13 protein-coding genes and 1 pseudogene are annotated in these 14,780 nt (G+C 45.1%); 3 read left to right on the forward strand and 11 right to left on the reverse strand.

The genetic code is table 11. The features are described from left to right. Nucleotides 1–17: 17 nt before the first annotated feature. From ABEW34_RS07400 to lpdA, 4 genes are all read right to left on the reverse strand, one after another. Nucleotides 18–1,364 (reverse strand): dihydrolipoamide acetyltransferase family protein, encoded by a 1,347-nt coding sequence (locus tag ABEW34_RS07400; protein WP_430156557.1) that lies wholly within the window; start codon nucleotides 1,362–1,364, stop codon nucleotides 18–20. A 91-nt stretch (nucleotides 1,365–1,455) separates the two neighbouring features. Next, complete coding sequence (locus ABEW34_RS07405) at nucleotides 1,456–2,439, reverse strand: alpha-ketoacid dehydrogenase subunit beta (RefSeq protein ID WP_430156560.1); 984 nt, start codon at nucleotides 2,437–2,439, stop codon at nucleotides 1,456–1,458. Further along, the gene (locus ABEW34_RS07410; RefSeq protein ID WP_430156562.1) at nucleotides 2,439–3,473 is read right to left on the reverse strand and encodes a thiamine pyrophosphate-dependent dehydrogenase E1 component subunit alpha; all 1,035 of its coding nucleotides are present in this window, start codon (nucleotides 3,471–3,473) and stop codon (nucleotides 2,439–2,441) included. The genes ABEW34_RS07405 and ABEW34_RS07410 overlap by 1 nt, the downstream gene beginning before the upstream one ends. A gap of 217 nt (nucleotides 3,474–3,690) precedes the next feature. Beyond that, nucleotides 3,691–5,118 carry a dihydrolipoyl dehydrogenase gene (gene lpdA / locus ABEW34_RS07415; protein WP_430156565.1) on the reverse strand — a complete coding sequence of 476 codons (1,428 nt, stop codon included), beginning with the start codon at nucleotides 5,116–5,118 and terminating at the stop codon, nucleotides 3,691–3,693. Nucleotides 5,119–5,344: 226 nt separating this feature from the next. On the opposite strand from lpdA, the gene ABEW34_RS07420 reads away from it, so the two are divergent. Further along, nucleotides 5,345–5,638, forward strand: coding sequence for a DUF2627 domain-containing protein (locus ABEW34_RS07420; protein WP_430156567.1), 294 nt, complete (start codon nucleotides 5,345–5,347; stop codon nucleotides 5,636–5,638). 374 nt (nucleotides 5,639–6,012) lie between these two features. Continuing rightward, entirely contained in the window at nucleotides 6,013–6,711 is a 699-nt protein-coding gene (locus tag ABEW34_RS07425) for a hypothetical protein (protein ID WP_430156570.1), read from the forward strand. 99 nt (nucleotides 6,712–6,810) lie between these two features. On the opposite strand, the gene ABEW34_RS07430 is transcribed toward ABEW34_RS07425, so the two are convergent. Together ABEW34_RS07430 and ABEW34_RS07435 are read right to left on the reverse strand one after the other, a co-directional pair. Next, a complete protein-coding gene (locus tag ABEW34_RS07430) occupies nucleotides 6,811–8,577 on the reverse strand; it encodes a SulP family inorganic anion transporter (protein WP_430156573.1) in 1,767 nt (588 codons plus the stop codon). A 175-nt stretch (nucleotides 8,578–8,752) separates the two neighbouring features. Beyond that, nucleotides 8,753–9,082, reverse strand: a complete 330-nt coding sequence (locus ABEW34_RS07435; protein WP_056028951.1) for an ArsR/SmtB family transcription factor — start codon at nucleotides 9,080–9,082, stop codon at nucleotides 8,753–8,755. A gap of 174 nt (nucleotides 9,083–9,256) precedes the next feature. On the opposite strand from ABEW34_RS07435, the gene ABEW34_RS07440 reads away from it, so the two are divergent. Continuing rightward, complete coding sequence (locus tag ABEW34_RS07440; RefSeq protein WP_430156576.1) at nucleotides 9,257–9,925, forward strand: hypothetical protein; 669 nt, start codon at nucleotides 9,257–9,259, stop codon at nucleotides 9,923–9,925. 78 nt (nucleotides 9,926–10,003) lie between these two features. Here ABEW34_RS07440 and ABEW34_RS07445 read toward each other — a convergent pair whose 3' ends face one another. The 5 genes and pseudogenes from ABEW34_RS07445 to ABEW34_RS07465 form a co-directional block, all read right to left on the reverse strand. Next, nucleotides 10,004–10,621 (reverse strand): immunity protein Imm33 domain-containing protein, encoded by a 618-nt coding sequence (locus tag ABEW34_RS07445; protein ID WP_430156579.1) that lies wholly within the window; start codon nucleotides 10,619–10,621, stop codon nucleotides 10,004–10,006. Nucleotides 10,622–11,290: 669 nt separating this feature from the next. Next, entirely contained in the window at nucleotides 11,291–12,391 is a 1,101-nt protein-coding gene (locus ABEW34_RS07450) for a glycosyltransferase (protein ID WP_430156583.1), read from the reverse strand. Nucleotides 12,392–12,438: 47 nt separating this feature from the next. Further along, a pseudogene (locus ABEW34_RS07455) lies at nucleotides 12,439–13,166 on the reverse strand (YheC/YheD family protein). A 296-nt stretch (nucleotides 13,167–13,462) separates the two neighbouring features. Continuing rightward, nucleotides 13,463–13,597 (reverse strand): hypothetical protein, encoded by a 135-nt coding sequence (locus tag ABEW34_RS07460; RefSeq protein WP_430156585.1) that lies wholly within the window; start codon nucleotides 13,595–13,597, stop codon nucleotides 13,463–13,465. An 8-nt stretch (nucleotides 13,598–13,605) separates the two neighbouring features. Next, on the reverse strand, nucleotides 13,606–14,571 hold the full coding sequence (locus tag ABEW34_RS07465; protein WP_430156587.1) for a transposase: 966 nt from the start codon (nucleotides 14,569–14,571) through the stop codon (nucleotides 13,606–13,608). Nucleotides 14,572–14,780: the final 209 nt, after the last annotated feature.

Here is a 14,780-nt window from a genome sequence, read left to right on the forward strand (position 1 = left end):
AGCGGCGTCCCTCATTTCTAATACAATTTCGTATCGTTGTTGAAGCTCTCCAGATTTTCCTTCACCTTCTGCATAAAACGACCGCAAATAATGCCGTCCAAAATGCGGTGATCCAGCGACAAGCAGAGGTTGGCCATCGAACGAATAGCGAGCATGTCATTAATGACAACCGGACGCTTCACAATCGATTCAAACGTCATAATGGCCGCTTGCGGATAGTTGATAATCGGATGCGTAATAATCGAGCCAAAGGAGCCCGTATTGTTGACGGTAAACGTACCGCCCTGCATATCAGCCAGCGTCAAGCGCCCTTCGCGTCCACGGCGAGCCAAGTCGTCGATTTCTTTCGCAAGTCCAGCGATCGTTTTGTGATCGGCGTTTTTAATGACGGGAGTCGCAACCGATTCCTCGGTACCTACCGCAAGCGAAATGTTAATGTCGCGCTTGACGATGATTTTATCGACCGCCCACATGGAGTTCATAATCGGGAATTCCTTGATCGCATTAACGACTGCTTTCAATACGAAAGCGAGATAGGTCAAATTAATGCCCTCGCGCTTCATAAATTCATCTTTCACCTTGTTGCGCAGCACGACGAGATTCGTGACATCAACCTCAATCATCATCCAGCCGTGCGGAATTTCGGTGACGCTTTGCTTCATATTACGTGCGATTGCGCCGCGAATCGGCGTAACCTCAATGTAATCTTCGCCTCGTCCAGGCACCCCTGAAACGGGAGAATCATATTGCTGAATCGTTGGCAGGCGCGGCGTTTCGGTCAAATGCAAGCCAGTTGAACGAACTTGCTCAATACTTGCCTCCCGACCGGCTTGCGGGCTGGCCTTGCTCGCAGAACTGCCTGCCGCTCCGCCCGACTGGGCGAAGGTAAGTACGTCTTTACGTGTAATACGACCGCCAAGACCAGTCCCCGGAACGTCGCTCAAACGAATATTATGCTCGGCTGCCAGCTTCTGAACAGCTGGAGAGAAGCGATTGCGCATCGACATATCTCCTTCCGCCTCCTGTGCACCGCCTTGCTGAGCTGTAGACAAGCCCGCGCCCTGCGCTGCTTCACTATAACCCGATGGCGCCCCGCCAGTAGCCTGCATTTCTGCTGCGCCTTCCGTTTCGATTAGGCATACAGCTGTCCCTACAGGAACCGTTTCACCGTTGCCAACCAAAATTTTAACCATCGTACCCGATACCGTAGAAGGCAGCTCCGCGCTAACCTTGTCCGTAATAAGCTCACAAATAGGCTCATACATGTCAATGTGGTCGCCAGGCTGCTTAAGCCACTTATCGATCGTTGCCGATACGAGCGATTCCGCCAGCTGCGGAATAACAATCTCCGTCACCGATTTCATCAATTATCCATCTCCCTAAAGGCTTGTGCTACGTGGACTGGCTTTCGTCCAAATTAATGCATTGCAGCGAAATGACTGCTTCGAGCAAGCTTTAATACAAAGCCAAATTGCGCATAGCCTCTTTCACTTTTTCTTTATTCAGCAGGAAAAACTTCTCGCCAGGCGGATTAATAGGCATCGCTGGAGCGTCCGGTCCGCATAAACGCATAATAGGAGCGTCCAGCTCATACAACAGCTGCTCTGCAATAATAGCCGACACTTCGGCGCCAACGCCGCCCGTCTTATTATCCTCGTGAATGATTAAAACTTTGCCCGTCTTGCGAACGGACTCCAAAATAGCCTCTTGATCAAGCGGCTGCAGCGTGCGCAAATCAAGTATATGAGTGCTGATGCCTTCCTGGGCTAGCTCCTGCGCTGCCTGTTCAACGAACAGCAGCGGCATGCTGTAGCTGATGACGGTAATATCGTCTCCTTCACGCAATACATTTGCTTTGCCAATCGGCACAATATAATCGTCATCCGGTACTTCGCCGGTAATCAGCTTGTAGCATTTTTTATTTTCAAAAAAGAGAACCGGGTCCGGGTCGCGTACAGCGGCCTTTAGCAGTCCTTTCGCATCGTAAGCCCGGTATGGGGCTACAATTTTCAAGCCGGGTGTTCCGAAAAATACCGATTCCGGACACTGGGAGTGATACAGCCCGCCAAAAATCCCGCCGCCAATTGGGGCGCGAATCACGATGGGACAGCTCCAGTCATTGTTGGAGCGATAACGAATTTTAGCCGCTTCGCTAATAATTTGATTCGTTGCGGGAAACATGAAATCCGAATACTGCATTTCTGCAATTGGCTTCATCCCGTACATCGCTGCACCAATAGCTACACCGGCAATTGCCGACTCCGCTAGAGGTGTATCCATAACGCGCTGCTCTCCGAACTGGTCAATTAAACCTTTCGTCGTTGTAAAAACGCCGCCCTTGACGCCAACATCCTCGCCAAGCACGAACACGTCTTCATCGCGCTCAAGCTCTTCCTTCATGCCAAGCCTAATCGCTTCAATATATTCGATAACAGCCACTAAATGTCGCCTCCTTGCCCAGCATCTCCTGCATACACATGGTCAAGCACTGATTCCGGCGTTGGGAATGCCGCCTTGTCGCCGTATTCAGTCGCCTCGTCGATTTGCTTCTTTATGCCCGCAAGCAGCTCCGCATCCTTCTCCTCGGTAAGGAGTCCACAGTCGATCAAATACTGTCTATATTTCGGCAGTCCATCCTTCGCACGGTTCTCATCGACCTCTTCCTTCGTCCGATAAGCAAGATCATTATCCGAAGTCGAATGCGGAGACAAGCGATAGACCATCGCCTCAATAAGCGTCGGCCCCTCGCCAGCAATCGCGCGCTCGCGCGCCTCCTTCACGGTGCGGAACACTTCCAGCGCATCATTGCCATCAACTTGCACGCCTGGGAAGCCATAACCAAGCGCCCGATCCGCAACGCGGCCTGCAAGCTGCTTGTGAACGGGAACAGAGATTGCATATTGATTATTTTCACACATAAAAATGACCGGAAGCTTATGAACGCCTGCAAAATTGCAGCCTTCATGGAAATCGCCCTGATTGCTTGAGCCTTCTCCAAAGGTTACGAAGCTTACGAGCTCCTGCTTCTTCATCTTCGCAGCGAGTGCAATGCCTACAGCATGCGGAACCTGAGTCGTTACAGGACTCGACCCTGTGACAATACGCAGTCTTTTGCTGCCAAAATGCCCTGGCATCTGCCTGCCGCCGCTATTGGGATCTTCCGCTTTCGCAAACACGGACAGCATCAGCTCTTTCACCGTCATTCCGACGGACAAAACAAAACCGTAATCCCGATAATAAGGCAAGTAATAATCGACTGTACGATCAAGAGCAAATGCCGCGGCTACCTGTGCGACCTCTTGACCCACACCCGATACGTGGAAGTTGATTTTTCCTGCCCGCTGCAGCAGCAAATTGCGCTCATCAAACTTGCGAGCGAGCTGCATCATGGCATACATTTCGACAGCCTGTTCATCCGTTAAGCCAGCTGCGGCATGACGGGATTGCTGCTCAATTGAACCGGATTTCCCCATGAGAATTCGGCCTCCTTTAAAAATGCAAGAGTGTTTAAGCTACGCGCTTATACTCGGCTTCTATTTCACCGCGAAACGTGCTTTTGCCGCCAAAGTACGAGGGCAACCGTCTACGCCTGGCTACAATTAAAACCAGGTACTAATACTTGATATTACCCATTATAACCTCTTTTTGCGGAAAAAGAAAACCCATGCTTTAAGCAAGCATGGGCAGCTGCTACATCGCAGTCGCCTTTCCGTCTATCGCCAGCATCGCCTCACCCAGCGCTTCGGACAGCGTTGGATGCGGGTGAATCAATTGCCCGACCTCCCAAGGCGTTGCATTGAGAAATCCAGCAAGCGCAGCTTCCGAAATAAGATCGGTCGCATGCGGGCCTATCATATGAACGCCCAATATGTCGCCTGTCGTACGGTCAGCTATCACTTTCACGAAGCCGTCAGCATCGCCAAGCACGAGTGCTTTGGCAATCGCTTGAAATGGAATTTTACTCGTCTTAATGTCATGTCCTTTCGTTCTCGCCCCATCCTCCGTCAAGCCGTAGGAGGCAATTTCCGGACGCGAGTATACACAGCGGGTTATGAGATGAGGCTCTATCGCCGCATGACCCTGGCCGCCCATATGCTCCACAGCCGCAATTCCTTCATGCGCTGCTGCATGCGCAAGCTGGACTCCGCCGATGCAATCGCCGATCGCATAAATATGCGGCTCATTCGTCTGGCCAAATTCATTGATTTGAATAAAGCCGTCCTTCGTGCGAATATCGGTATTTTCAAGCCCGATTCCTTCTACATTTGCTTGACGGCCTACGGCCAGCAGCAGCTTGCTTGCACTTAGCAGCACATCGCCATCCGCAGTTGTAGCCGGTATCGAAACTTCCCCGTCTCCCACACTTAGCTCATTCGTCCTAAGCTGCACGCTTGTAAGTACTCGAACGCCGCGACGCTTGAGCAATCGCGTAAGCTCAGCCGACACTTCGGCATCCTCGCCAGGAAGCAGCCTTCCTCCCGCTTCAATGAGCGTCACCTGCACGCCAAAGTCCTGCATCATCGATGCCCATTCCACGCCGATTACACCGCCGCCTACGATCAGAATCGAAGCCGGAAGCTCTTCTAATGCAAGCGCGTCATCACTTGTGAGAATATAGTCGCCATCTGGCGTTAAGCCAGGCAACGAGCGCGGTCTGGAGCCTGTTGCAATGATCAGATTTTTGGAAACGACCTGCTCCATTTCTCCATCTGCCAGCTCAACCGCAAGCGATCCGCTGCGAGGTGAGAAAATCGAAGGCCCAATAACGCGTCCTCTGCCATTAATGACTTGAATGCTATGTTTTTTCATTAAATATTGCAGCCCTTTATGAAGCTGTTCCACCGTCTGCTCCTTGCGGCTTTGCACTTTATCGAATTGCAGCGAGATCGCTCCGTCAGCTATTGCAATGCCATAGGCATCAGACTCCAGCAAGGTGGCGTATACTTCTGCGCTTCTAAGCAGCGATTTGCTAGGAATACAACCTTTATGCAGGCATGTTCCGCCAAGGTTGTCCGCTTCGACGATCGCTACGCTTTTCCCCATCTGGGCCGCGCGGATGGCCGCCGTATAACCTCCCGGGCCGCCGCCAAGCACAGCTACATCTACTTCTATCGCCATCTATTTTAACCTCCACCTGTATTTCTATATGTATGCTAGCAAATGATGTCCTTTATTAGTCACCATCTCCACTATATTTAAGAGCGTCGTTTGTTTGCATCTTTATTATTGTAACCTTTTTAGCAGCGGTTTTCATCGTAAACTTTTCGGAAATAGACACTTTTCCCTGAAAAGGGTATCATAATAGCACAAGCCTATCTTACTATTATTAAGGAGTCATTCGATTATGAAGTTAGTTACAGCAAGGCTGGTTGCTATTTTGCTGCTCGTCATTCCAGGCATACTTGCCTGTATTGGATTTTTGAAAATGAAAAATGCTGTCTACAACTATTTTGTTTCCTTCGGCTACGACGATATTCAGCCAAACTTTGAATGGCTGCCCTTCCTGCTGGGCCTGCTGATGTTCGCCATTGGTGTCGGCTTTATCGGCGGCTGGACTTTTTTTCGCGACCGCAAGCGCAACTATGTCGCTTCCCGTTTCCGTCCAAAGCGCCCCAAGCCGCCAAAGCCAACCGCTTAAACGCTGCAAGCATTGCTCCCTTGCATCAAATCAAGCTCCTGCCGGAACGCCACGTTTGATTAAGTGGCCCGTGGGGGCTTTTGTTTTTTCAAATTGTAGCGATCACCCACCCCACAATATGTAAACCTTGACGAAGCTGATAGCTGTAGTGTAAAAATCTATAATAAATTTTCGTTTTTCAGTTATATATATTATTTTCGTTTCCATTATTTCCGATATAACCATTAGGCAATCATCATAATGAATAAAAGGGGGTGCTTTCCATTTCTGCAATATCGTCTGCCTCATCAGCATCACGCTCAAAAACCGCTTCAACGGCTTCATCGAGAGAAACTACATCTGCTTCGCCGCGCGAAAAAGAAATTCAGTCGCTCATGAAGCAAAAAGCAAGATTAAACGAAGAAATGCAATCCGTCAAAACGAATGAAAAGCTCGACACGAAGCTGAAAATGGAACGCGTTAAAGCGTTAACCGCTTCAATTTCTCAAATTGACGCACAAATTTCACAGATTCGCGCAGAAGAAATTCAGGAAAAAACGAATATTGGCGCTTCGAAGGACGATCAGCCTAAAAAAAGCACTTCGGACAATCCCGAGAAAAATATGGACCAGGCTGTCAAAAACAGCATGACCTATGATCATCTCGGCAAGCTCGCCGGCGTTCGGGAAAAACTGCAAGGCTCCAACGTTACCATGGAAAGCGGCATTCGCTTCGACCGCATGGTTATTGAATCGAATCCGCACAACGACGCTGGGAAATCCGCTATGCTGGAAAACGCCGAGCAAACCGTATTCAAGCTGAAACGGGAAATGATGGCCAAAACCACTCGCCAAATCCATGTCGTGGATCAAAAAATGAAAGAGCTGGTTGACGATTTGGGAACAACGGATGACAGCTCTTCAGAGAATGAGACGGAAACTGTTGGCGGCAAAGTGATCGCTGGTTCAGTCGAAAACAATGACAAGGTAAGAGAACGCAACAATAAGCAAACAGAGGAAGAACTGCAAGCTTCTCCTCAGAAAGCGAACTTTCCGTCATCTGCAGCAGCGCAATCCATCGATATTCGGGTATAATGATTAAACGGCTTATTCGTCTACGAGGTTAATGGATAATTCCGCTCCTTTACTGGTTCGCTGTAACCAATAAAGGAGCGTTTTTTTTATTTCACTTCCTTAAAAAGAAGGATGATGTCCACTATGTTCTAGACTTCGATTTGTTGCGCTTTGCGTATCCACACTGGATAGCGCGGTGCATTCACGGAATACAAAGTGCTTACATCCCAAGCATTTATTCGAATCCAGATGAATCAAGGCACAGCCGATCGCATCACCAGTATGATCAAAGAAGTGATGAGCCCCGATTCGCTCATATAAACCTGTTTTTTTTAGCACTTGCAACGGCTGCAACTGGGCTCCTGTCAGCAGTACGATTCCTCCGTGTTTCTGAAATGCCTTGACTAAAATAGTCAGATTGGCTGCTCCTGTCGTATCCATAAAGGGCACTTTCCCGAGACGCAGCAGCAAAATGGTAGCCCTCTGCTGAAGCGTATCCCTCATATCCTGTTCAAACTTATTTGCCGCCCCAAAAAACAAAGGCCCATCAATCGTATATATACTGATTTGGGGACAGTCATGTCCTTCGTATACCATATTCGCTCTGACTTTTTCATGTTTATGGTTAGGATCTGGCAGCACCTTCTCGACCGTTAAGGATTGGCCCATACGTTTCACAAATAAAAGCAAAGCAATCAGTAATCCCACTTCTACTGCCGTTGTTAGATTCGTAAATACAGTGAGAATAAAGGTTATGGCAAGTAAAAGTGAATCACTCGTTCTCGTTTTTAAAATATGCATAAAAGTGCTTCGTTCACTCATGTTCCACGCAACTACCATTAAGATTGGAGCCATGCTAGCAAGCGGGATGGCGGACGCATAAGGCGCAAACAGTATAAGCACCAGCAAGACGACGATGCCATGAACGATGCCTGAAATCGGTGAGGCCGCTCCGCTTTTAATATTAGCAGCTGTGCGTGCGATTGCTCCCGTTGCCGGTATTCCACCAAAAAACGGCGTTATCATATTGGCAATTCCCTGCCCAATAAGCTCGCGATTGCTATTGTGCCGATTGCCAGTCATACCGTCGGCTACTACAGCGGATAGCAGCGATTCAATCCCGCCCAACATAGCAATAATAAAAGCAGGCTTAAGCAAATTCACTATTCGCTCCCACGTCATGTCAGGAATACGTAAAGCAGGCAGCGTGCTCGGAATCGTTCCATAAGCAGAACCTATAGTTGCCACCTCCCCGTTAAAAAACAAAGCTGCGACGACGCTCGAAACAACGAGCCCCAGCAATGAACCAGGTAACTTAGGCATAAATCTCGGTACCAGCAGGATAATCAACAAACAAATTCCGGCCGTCAGCAGACTATAGCTATTTACAGTCGAAGCATGAAACCCAATTTCTTTCATATTGGACAAAAAATCCTCATGCTTTTCGATCCCCTTCAAACCCAAAAAGCTAGCTATTTGTCCACTGAAGATGATCACGGCAATGCCCGCGGTAAACCCAATTGTAACAGGCCGAGGTATAAATGCGATCAACGAGCCTAGCTTAAAAAGTCCCATAGCAACAAGCATAATGCCGGCCAGGAAACCGGCAAGCAATAAATTTTCGTAACCATATTGCAGCACAATAGCGAAAAGAATAGGAATAAAAGCACCTGTTGGGCCACCAATCTGAAATTTTGAGCCTCCGAATGTCGAGATAAGGATGCCCGCTATAACGGTCGTATATAGTCCATATTCAGGCCTGACGCCTGAAGCAATAGCAAACGCCATTCCGAGTGGAATGGCGATAATACCGACAATGAGGCCCGAGACCATATCCTTGCGAAGCGCAGATAAATGATATCCATCAAATCTCCCTCTCCCCTTCATTTTTCATAACCTTCTTTTCTTCATATATTTGATTATTTGAATATAAAGAAAAGATACTCCTGTACTCCCTTTATGTCAAACACACTAATCAGTCGAGGATCCGAATAAGTCGTTATAAAATGCAAAAAAACAAGGTTTTCCTAATTGTTGCTCACGGATTCCCTTGTTTTTTCAATTATGGTTCTTTACGAATGTTTTCCAGCAAGGAAATAGCGTCGACGAGATGATTGTCAAAAATCTGTTTCGTTACCGACAATAAGTCCTTAATTAATGGATCTCGCAAGGAGTAAATGACCGAGGTGCCTTCTTTCACACTGTGGACAACATTTTTGTTGCGTAAAACAGCCAATTGCTGCGATACGGCGGAACCTTCCGATCCTAAAATGCTTTGCAGCTCGTTTACGTTCTTTTCCCCTTCGCTTAACACTTCGAGGATGCGGATTCTCATCGGATGAGCCAAAGCTTTATAAAAATCGGCTTTAAACTGTTGAATATGCTGATTCATAAACTGCTCCCTACTATTAAACTTTTGAATATATGAATATCATAGCACACATCCGGAAATGATTGAAAACGATGTAGGCTTGTTGATTGTTTTCATTGCGCGTATAATACTCATTATATTCATACTTTTGAATATTTGATTTTAAAATGATTCACAGGAGAGGAAAGGATTCGAATGCCCGGCTTTACGATTCAACCACCATCTATAGAAAATTCGCTAATCCTTGATGAAGGACCACAAAAAATAAGCAAGCAAGTGGTCATTGACCTTGGAATGGCCTCCCTGCAAGCCATAGGTTCTGACCATATTTGCAAAGTTTGCATTTCAAATAGCGGTTCCTGCTGCAGCGGCTGCCGACATCTTTCAGATCGGGTTGGATGCCAGCGCCGCAATACAAGCTGTACCGCATGGTTATGTGGGTTTATTAAATATGTTCTTTATGAAACGGGATTTTTACAAACGTGGCATGAGTTTTGGGATCAAGTGCCTGGACAGGACTACCGCGTAGATTACACGCCCGATTCGTTTTTCATTCAAAAATCTTTAAAGCTTCCAAACATGCGCAGCTTAAGCGAAGCGCTTGCTGCCGATTTGCAAGAATTGGCTCAAACCCATATCGCGATCGGTTTTATTTTAACACTTAGAGAGAAGCTGGATAAAAATATAGATCAATTCATGTTTTATCATGATGACCCTGGGAAACAAGCCCGAATTAGAAAAAGAATCGAATTTTTATCAATCCCGTTTGAACGCTTCCGCCTTGCCTTGCCTGATTTTACGGAGAAGTGCAGCGATTTGTCTGATGAAAAAGAGAGCTCCTCTATGCTAAGTGAGACAATCTAACTTTGAAAGAGAGACGGTCAATTAGAATCCCAGATTCTCTAATGAATAATGTTCGATTTTAACTATCCAACTTGAAAATCAACCCCAATCATAATCGATCAATTTATTAAATTTGCCCGTCTCGGTATTTCGTTCATATGCAGAAAACGGTTCGTCATCTACAAATGCTAAAAAAGAATCGTCGATATTAAGCGCCGCTCCAAGTGATACAATTTGGTAATTCTCCAGATTCCCATTGTATCCTTCAGGTTCATGGCCGCTAAAAAAGATCCAGCCTAAATGATTTTCTTCATTCGGTTCATCTTTCAGCATAAGATTGAAGCTTCTCTTTTCTAGAGCATCTCGGGTCATTACGATTTTTGTATCCATATAATAATTCCATTTGCTCGCTTCTGGATCATCCAGCTTCGTATCGCATATATGCTCACACGTAAATTGAATTTCTTGCCCATAGCTTAGTTCAGTTATGTAAGATGGTATATTTCTGAGCAAGCCCTTGAAGTTGTCCTCATTACGCTCCACAATTTCAACCCACATTCTTTCGCCAATAAATTGCTCGTGCTCCTCATCGGACAAAAAAATCAATTTCACAAGATCCCCCGCCTGTAACAGATTTAACATTGGAGGGCTAGGCAAATAAAAAGTGTAAGGCGCATCTTTGTTTCGATCATATACGCTATCAAGCATCCAAGTCATGAATACTCCACCTTATTCATTCGTAGTATTTAGCAGCCGTATGCCCATAATCCCATTATAACAATGGTTTAATTGTACGACTACAAGCGAGAAATTTTTTGAAAAATAAAATACCGTTTGTTATTGGTCTATCACAATCCAATAACAAACGGTATAGGCAATTCGCTATTGGTCGGTTTCGACTTGCTGATGTTAATTGTATAGCCGAAGATAAATGAAATCGAATCAATGTTGCCGATGCCCTGTGCATCAAGAGTATTGAGGGAATGAAGTCATTATTTGGGACTTATTTCTTTAATGATAGACAACCTACCAAAACCAAATATTTATCGGGTTCCAGTAGGATTAATTACGGGCAAAATCGCCTAAGAACAAGTTAAGCGATTTTCGTAGTAATGTCAAATCCCTTCATTGCATTTCTTATTACTTGATATACTTTGTCTTATATGTAAATCGACGCGATTCAAGCGGGAGCAAAGACTTTATTGTAATACCATTCAACAAAGATAGGGTGTCGGAATTCGATGGGTCAATTTGTCGCTGTAGAAAAAATAAAGAAACCGTCCAACAAGACGCCGTTGCACGGTTCCGCTATGTGAAAAGAAGTCGCGGAGGGTAATTCACGAGTTCGACAATACATCGTATTCGGAACGGGTTGGATTCGTGACGTTATTTCATATACGCTTGAATAAGCTGAGAACCAACTTTTTGTATTGAAAATCTGTCCTTCACTGTTTTCGCACCAAATTCACCTAATAATCGAGCCCTACGGGGACTACTTAATATGCTATTGACATCTTCCGATAGCTTTTTAACAGTAATAGATACAATAGCTCCATGATCGCCAAAGTGAACTCGAATTATTTCGTTTATATTCTTAGGCTCTACTACACCGCAGTATCCCGCAACTCCTGTCGCGATAACTGGTCTTGCACACGCCATGGCTTCAAGTGCAACACGCCCTGTCCCCACAATGACATCTGCTGCATAATAAGCATGTTGTATGTCTGATAAGGGAGGACGAATATATATTGCTCGTCTACCAAGACGGCGGTTAGCTTTAGCAGCAAGTTCTACGAGTTTTGATCTCGTCACGGAAGAACCAGGGCCAAATAAAACAGCTACAAAATTAAGGTTATTTTTTGCAACAATCTCTGATGCCAAGATCACTTTTTTTGCTATGGGCAATTTGTCAGATGAGAATCTTCCAGCATAAACAAGAATCTGGGCAGATAGTGGTAAAGTAAGTGCTTTTCTCCACTTTTTTTTATTAGATCTCGAATTGAATGTTAGAGTATCGATCCCATTAGGTATAATTAGGATTTTATTGGAAAAAATTTTCATGTGTCTAACCAACCAGTTTGATAAATTTGGCGAAACAGCAATGAGATGTTTTGCCACTTTTGAAGTAGCTAACAAAACAGATTGTTTATGATAAGTACCATGAACAGTAGCAATCAATGGTATTTTATATTGTCGATGCAAAATTGCTGCATATCGAAATGACATTGAATCATGGGCGTGTATAAGCCCGTACCTTCCTTTGGAAATTATCAAGGATAATAAGGATATTCGTTCTACTAACGATTCTTTTTTTGGGGATAGAAGGTGAACAGTAATCCCTGCTTTTTTAAACGAATTTAAAAGTGGCCCTCCCATAGTAACAACGCCAATTCGAAACCCTTTTGATATTAAATATCGGGAAACAGAATGAATGTATTTTTCGGTTCCTCCAGTATTTAACTGCGAAACGAACATTAAAATATTCACATTTTCACCAACCTCACTTATCGACTCTAACAGTGGAGATCAATAACTTACTGACGACCATACGCTTTTTGATACCTACAAATTTTCTGATAGATGCTCTTATCTTTCAACATTTTGAATCCATAGATTGCCGGTTGAGGGCTAGCTTCTAGAATCCATGGGTGTAAATTTCGGTCTATGCCGGCATCATAGCCTAATTCCTTAATTCATGGGAACGTCTTATTTAACTGTCGTGCTGCTCGATACCCAAAACTTTTCAACCGTTTGGTCTATTCAGTAACATCGGTTATGTGCTTTTTTAGCAGTACATCAATTGGTTTGGAGTTACCGCCCTGGCAAACGTTAGTTACAATCTTTTTCGGATGGCCTAATCGACCGATCACACCTGTCGTTTCCCATTTGCCTTTTGGGTTTTTCTGCACCATAATCCTAAGGTCAAAAAGTCGGTTGTTGTGCCGCAGTAAATGGATTCCATGTTGAATCACATATTTTTCGCTTTTCGTTTTCTTATGGATGGAATTAGTCATACTATTAATGGAGTTGAACGTCCTTGTGACAGTATTTAGTTGGTATTTATAAGAACCTTGCCCTAGCATTTCCACACGTATGATGCCTTGCCACCAGTTCCCCTATTTGGCTTGACATAGACCATTTTGTACTTATTCAACATCGTCAATAGCATGGACTCGTTGTATAACTTTGTTTCAGGAACGTTACCACTAAGTTGTTTTGTAACGATTTGCTTACATTCTTTTTTAGTTATAAATCCAACCATATTCAGCCGACCCCTTTTACATAATGAGTATCCGTATCAAAGTATGTGCCTTTACTAAAGGCTGCTTGTGCTAATGTCCGTAGCATAGGGGCTGATTGGTGTGTACATTAGTCACTATATCTGAGGAGGTGACTTCTGCAAATGCAAATATCGACTCATCAACTAGCAAAAGGCACTAAGTTCGAAACGCCATATTACATTATCAAGGGTAAATCCGTGGGAAATACAGTCATGATAACGGCGGGGCTACAAGAAGACGAAACGGTAAACATCCTAGAGCAAAAAAACTGTTGGATTTACGACAGAAGGACATTTTCCACATCGAAAACGGAATGTTGATTATCGTTCCAATCGTTAATCAGATCGCCTATAAACGGCGTATCAGGGATATTCCCGATTTGAATCGGACATTCCTGCGTAAATTCAATCAAGCAGCGAGTCACTCACTTTCGGTCGCATTATTTCGGTTAACGAAGCAATTCAATCCTGAGTAGTATATTGATCTACATGAAGCTAGAGGCATTTTTCGGTCCGTTTCCAGCTTCACCAGCACGAGTAAACAGCATGCGAGTGCGATCCAAATCTGATTGGTAACGGCCTGTTCACTCGTCCTATAAAGATGCTTAATCTGCAAGTGCTGCTTCATCCATTTGAAAAAGGTCTCGATTGCCCAGCGGCTACGGTACCTCTCACTAATTTCATCACACGTCAAGTCGAAGCGGTTGGTTACCAGAAAGAGCAGGTTCCCTTGCGAGTCTTCGGTCTGAACCATTTGCAGAGCATGCTTCTTCTGCTGCTGCTGCTGGGAGCCGCTTCGGACGAGGCAATCGGCCGATACCAAACTGCCTGCGGGCACATCCATCTCCTCCATGGGCTCGAGTTGCGTATTGCTCTTCAGGCGGGTCACGAAGAAAATCTCAACCCGGCAGTAGCGATCAAATACGGCGTAGTCGATGTAGCCACCCTTCTTGATTTCTTCTGCCGTCAAAATTTTCTTGACCTTCCGCTGAACCTTTGGGTTCTCTTCGCTTTCGACTGGATTCTTCGGTATCTCGCGTTCCACCTCGTCAAGATAATTGAAAAACACTTTGATGTTGCGAACGTAATTTGCTATTGTCGTCATTGAGATATCTTTTTTATAGTCTGTTCGATTTTCAGGATGGTTCTTATATTTCGACTCCACTTTGTTTACAACGGTGTATTTGCCCCGCTCACGCAAATACTTAATGTACTGTCGGATAAGACCCGACTGAGCTTTCTTAACCTCTTCAATCTTGAAATGCTCTTGCAAGTACTTACCGAACAGCTTTAACGTCTGCTCGTAACTTGCCAAAGTCTTACGTGAAAGGTTTTTAGACGAACAATAAATCATGAAATTGTCCAGTTGAAAATCAAAATCGGTCATAAAAAATACCACTCCTTCATTGGTTTTGGAGAACCAATAAATAAGTGGTATCAGTTGGTTTACTATTCTGAAGTTTATAGGCTTAGAAACATCCAATTCGGATGTTTACCGCCAAAAATGTTTTGGCTGGATGCTTTTTCCAAAACCCGAAATCCCTTGCTATGACTCTAATCTTCCCCTGTTCAGCTTACCTTATGCTCAATCCGCAG

This window comes from Paenibacillus algorifonticola, from assembly GCF_050481745.1.
In the GTDB taxonomy this organism is placed as follows: domain Bacteria; phylum Bacillota; class Bacilli; order Paenibacillales; family Paenibacillaceae; genus Pristimantibacillus; species Pristimantibacillus algorifonticola_A.